General features: G+C 72.6%; 4 protein-coding genes and 1 pseudogene. 2 read left to right on the forward strand and 3 right to left on the reverse strand.

What is annotated here, in order from left to right; all coding sequences use genetic code 11:
* Nucleotides 1-103: 103 nt before the first annotated feature.
* The 3 genes from AB0F71_RS39735 to AB0F71_RS39745 all read right to left on the reverse strand — a co-directional run bounded on the left by AB0F71_RS39735 (nucleotide 104) and on the right by AB0F71_RS39745 (nucleotide 3,074).
* Complete coding sequence (locus AB0F71_RS39735; protein WP_360246161.1) at nucleotides 104-1,441, reverse strand: hypothetical protein; 1,338 nt, start codon at nucleotides 1,439-1,441, stop codon at nucleotides 104-106.
* 190 nt (nucleotides 1,442-1,631) lie between these two features.
* Complete coding sequence (locus tag AB0F71_RS39740) at nucleotides 1,632-2,402, reverse strand: lysophospholipid acyltransferase family protein (protein WP_360246164.1); 771 nt, start codon at nucleotides 2,400-2,402, stop codon at nucleotides 1,632-1,634.
* A 246-nt stretch (nucleotides 2,403-2,648) separates the two neighbouring features.
* On the reverse strand, nucleotides 2,649-3,074 hold the full coding sequence (locus AB0F71_RS39745; RefSeq protein ID WP_360246167.1) for a DUF4395 domain-containing protein: 426 nt from the start codon (nucleotides 3,072-3,074) through the stop codon (nucleotides 2,649-2,651).
* 218 nt (nucleotides 3,075-3,292) lie between these two features.
* On the opposite strand from AB0F71_RS39745, the gene AB0F71_RS39750 reads away from it, so the two are divergent.
* The gene (locus AB0F71_RS39750) at nucleotides 3,293-3,706 is read left to right on the forward strand and encodes a thioredoxin family protein (protein ID WP_360246170.1); all 414 of its coding nucleotides are present in this window, start codon (nucleotides 3,293-3,295) and stop codon (nucleotides 3,704-3,706) included.
* Nucleotides 3,707-4,046: 340 nt separating this feature from the next.
* Nucleotides 4,047-4,183: pseudogene (locus AB0F71_RS39755) on the forward strand (electron transfer flavoprotein subunit beta); the annotation flags it as partial.

Consider the following 4,183-nt stretch of genomic DNA (forward strand, 5'->3'; position numbering starts at 1 on the left):
GATGGTACTGCAGGGGGGACCCTGTGGGAGAGTAGGACGCCGCCGAACAATCATTCAGAAAAGCCCCTGATCCCTTCGGATCAGGGGCTTTTCGCTTTTCCGCTCAGTTGTCGTCTTCCTCGTTCGGTAGCTGGGTGTCGTCGGTCTTCGGCTGCCCCTGGGCCTGGGCCGGCTTGGGGTCAGCGGTCGGAGCGTCCGAAGGTGCCGCCGACGCCGCGGCCGAAGCGGGTGCCGACGGGTCAGTCGGCGCTGCCGTTGCTGCGGGTACGGCCGCGGTGCCCCAGGACGGCCGGTCCAGCCACTTGTCGGCGGTGTTGGTGAGGCGGGCGACGCCCGTGCCGTCGGAGCGCATGCTGTAGAGATCGGCGCCGCCGCCTCCCGAGGGGGCCTGGGCGAAGACGATGGACTTGCCGTCGGGTGCGTAGGCCGCGGCGCCGTAGAAGGCGGTGGACGGGGCCGGGGTGAGGGCGCCGATGCCGGTGCCGTCGGGGTGGACGGTGTAGATGCCGCCGCCGGGGGCGTTGTCGGGGCCGGCCGGGTAGGTGGTGAAGAGGATCTGGGTGCCGTCGGGGGACCAGGTCGCGCGGTCGCCGGCCCGCAATTCCCAGGGGGTCAGCTGGCGCAGCCCAGTGCCGTCCGCGCCGACGACGTAGACGGCGCGGCTGTTGGCGGGTTGCCCGGTGGCGCTGGTGCGGTACTCGAAGGTGAGCTGCTTGCCGTCGGGGGACCAGCTCGGGTTGCTGACGGAGCCGGAGTAGGGCTTGTCGTTGGTCAGGAAGGTGAGCCGCTGGACGTTGGTGCCGTCGGGGCTCATCAGGTAGAGGTCCGAGTACTGCACCTGGTTGTTGTGGGCCTGGTCGAGGGCGCCCCAGGAGCGGCTGAACGCGAGCTGCTTGCCGTCGGGGGAGAAGGCGGGGGCGCGTTCGTCCTCGTTTGCGCAGTCGGCGGTGGCGCTGCCGGCGTCGCAGAGCTGGCTGATCTGGTGCGCGTCGTCGCCGCCGGTGGTGACGGTCCAGAGCCGGGCGGTGCCGGACTGCGGGTCGGTGCGGTCGAAGGCGACGGCGCTGCCGTCGGGGTTCCAGTCGGGGTGGTCGTCGCGGGCCCGCGCGGGCGGCTGGGTGATCTGGTGCTGGCCGGCGCCGTCCGGTCCGAGGGTGACGATGGCGCTGGTGGTGCGGGAGGCGTCGGTGTAGGCCCGGCTGACGATCAGTCCGTTGCGGGCCTCGGTGTGCGCGGCGTCGACGACTCCGGGGGTCGCGGACGGGGTCGGGTCGGGGGTGGCGGTGGGGGACTCCGGGCGGATCTCGGAGAGCGGGATGTCGCCGGGCTCCGCCCCGCACCCGGTGAGCAGGGTGCCCAGAAGCAGGAGGCCCGCACCGGCGGTTGCGCGGGTGCGGGCCTTGCTGCTGGGGGACTGCCGTGTGCCGGTGATCCGTGTCATCTCCGTCTCCGACCTTTCCGACCGCTTCGACGTGTGCCCCGGTCCGCGGTGGGCGGGACGCAGGACGCATCCAGGAGGAAGGTCCCTGGAAGAGCTGTCACTGTGTCAGACGGGGCGTGTCGGCGGCCGGGCGACACGCGACGGATCGCATCGGCTCGGTCACACGGAGTAGACGGGCTCGGGAGTTGGGTCAGCCCCGGGCGGCGCGGCGCTCGGCCTTGGCGAGGGCTTCCGCCTCGTCCTCGGCCTCGGCGACCTCCAGGGTCGGCGCGGTGCCGCCGAGCTGGGCGGGCAGCCACCAGGTGTCGTCGGGGCCGGAGGGCTTGCCGGGGTACTCGCGCTGGGCCCGGTCGAGCATCTCGCTCATGGCGGCGCGCAGCTTTCTGGTGACCATGACGGGCTTGTCGTTCGGGCCGAGGTGAATCGGTTCGCCGATCATGATCGTCACCGGGACGTGGCGCTTGGTGAGGGTCTTCGGGCGGCCCTTGGTCCAGAGCTGCTGCGTGCCCCACAGGATGACCGGCAGCAGCGGGGCGCCGGAGTCGGCGGCCATCCGCGCGGCGCCGGTCTTGAACTTCTTCAACATGAACGAGCGGCTGATGGTCGCCTCGGGGAAGACCCCGACCACCTCGCCGGCCTTGAGGGCGCGGACGGCGGCGTCGTAGGCGGGCTGGCCGTCGGCGCGGTCGACCGGGATGTGCTTCATGCCGCGCATCAGCGGGCCGGAGATGCGGTGCCGGAAGACGTCGTCCTTGGCCATGAAGCGGGTCTTGCGCTTGCCGCCGCGGTAGGCGCCGAGGCCGGCGAAGAGGAAGTCCAGGTAGCTGATGTGGTTGCTGACCAGTACCGCTCCGCCCCTGGCGGGGATGTGCTCGGCACCGATGATCTTGATCCGCACGTCGAGCGCACGGAAGGCGGTGAGTGCGGCGCCGATCACCGGCGGGTAGACGAACTCTGCCACGGTCAGTCCTGACTTCCACGGGCCGGGGCCCGGTACGGCGGGTACCCGCGCCGTGCGTGGGAGCCGACCGGAGCACGGCACGCCGCGGCGGTCACGGGTGATACACGGAGATGATCCCCCGAACGAGTGCCTGCTGTCACCTGAGGCGTACGGTCAAGCGAATATTCGCGGTGTGATCTCCGTGATGAATCCGACCGGGAACCTTTCCGGCCCGCCACCCGGCCCGCCACCCCGGCCCGGTCCCGGTCAGGCCCCGGCGCCCAGGCGGCCCTGGGCGCGGCGGACGATCGGGTAGATCTCGCAGCCCGGGCAGTAGCCGAAGGCGGCGTTCAGGAAGGCCGCGGCGAGGGCGAAACCGGCGGTCAGCAGGCCGAGCCAGCTGACGCCGGTGAGGAAGCCCAGGGTGCCGATGACGGCGAAGACGGCCCCGCCGCCCTGGGCGAAGCGCAGCGGGCGTTCGTCCTCGGTCGTGGTGGGCGGCGCCAGGCGGGGGGCGATCAGAAGGTGGAACAGGCCGACGTACGGGGAGCGGCGGGGGCCGCCGACCGCGCCGACCAGGAAGACCAGGGCCTGGAGGGAGAGCAGCAGGCCGCTGCCGGTGATCAGGACGGCGGCCAGCACCGCGCTGGTGAGCGCGGCGGCGAAGCGGTGACCTCGGGGGTCGGTCTGCAAGGGGTCTCCGGAGTGGTCGCGACGGGCGGCTGCGGCGGGCGGCTGCGGCGGGGCGCGTCAGCGACAGCGGACGGTGGTGACGGGCCTTGGGCCGACGACACGACGGACGGTCAGCAGCGGGGAGGGGCGGTCAGGGTCCACCCGCCGATCGTACGGGCCCGGTGTCGGCAGGTCGACCTCCCTTTCGGAGCCCGTACGCGCTGGCGCAGACTGGGGGGATGACCGGACTGGTGGTGTGCCTCGTCGTACTGGCGGTGGCGAGCGGGTTCGGGCTGGTGAGGGCAGGGCGCGACGGGAGGCTGCGGGTGCGCACCAAGGACGGGACGGTACGGCTGTCGGAGGAGGACCTGGGCGGGCCGCTCGGTGAGCGGGCGACCCTGGTGCAGTTCTCCACCGCCTTCTGCCAGCCGTGCCGGGCGACCCGGCGGGTGCTCGCCGAGGTGGCCGGGATGGTCGACGGGGTCGCGCACGTGGAGCTGGACGCCGAGGCGCAGCTGGAGCTGGTGCGTCGGCTGGAGGTGCTGCGGACGCCGACCGTCCTGGTGCTGGACGCGGCCGGGCAGGTGGTGCGCCGGGCGGCGGGGCTGCCGCGCAAGGCGGACGTGATCGCGGCGCTCGGCCAGGCGGTGTGACGGGCGGCGCGTGACGGGCGGGGTGCCGGGCGGCGCGTGACGGGCAGGGCGACCGGCGGCGAAGCGGTGACCGCGGGCGCCGGCGCACGGATTCGTCGGCGGTTGGTACCCCCCGTGAGGTGGGGTCGGCCCCCGGCTGGGGCAGGATGGGCGCAAGCGGCGGTGCCGGCCGTCAGGCCTAAGCTACTGGCCAGTAGTGACCACTGCGCTACCGCCGAGTATGCTGCCAGGAAGTTCCGGACCGGCACGGGAAACTCGCTGCCCGGAGCGGGTGTGTGCCGTGTTCGCACCCGCTTGCACGTCGCAGCCGTCGGACGAGACCAGTACAGGAGACAAGGCCGTGAGCTTGAGGATCGTTGTCTGTGTGAAGTACGTGCCGGATGCGACGGGTGACCGTCGTTTCGCGGACGACCACACCACGGACCGGGAGGGTGTGGACGGCCTCCTGTCGGAGCTGGACGAGTACGGCGTGGAGCA

Origin of the sequence: Kitasatospora sp. NPDC028055 (assembly GCF_040637885.1) — a bacterium.
In the GTDB taxonomy this organism is placed as follows: Bacteria; Actinomycetota; Actinomycetes; order Streptomycetales; family Streptomycetaceae; genus Kitasatospora.

Coding starts and splice junctions, on each gene's coding strand:
- AB0F71_RS39735 (WP_360246161.1), bottom strand. CDS start 1,441: ATGACACGGATCACCGGCACACGGCAGTCCCCCAGCAGCAAGGCCCGC.
- AB0F71_RS39750 (WP_360246170.1), top strand. CDS start 3,293: ATGACCGGACTGGTGGTGTGCCTCGTCGTACTGGCGGTGGCGAGCGGG.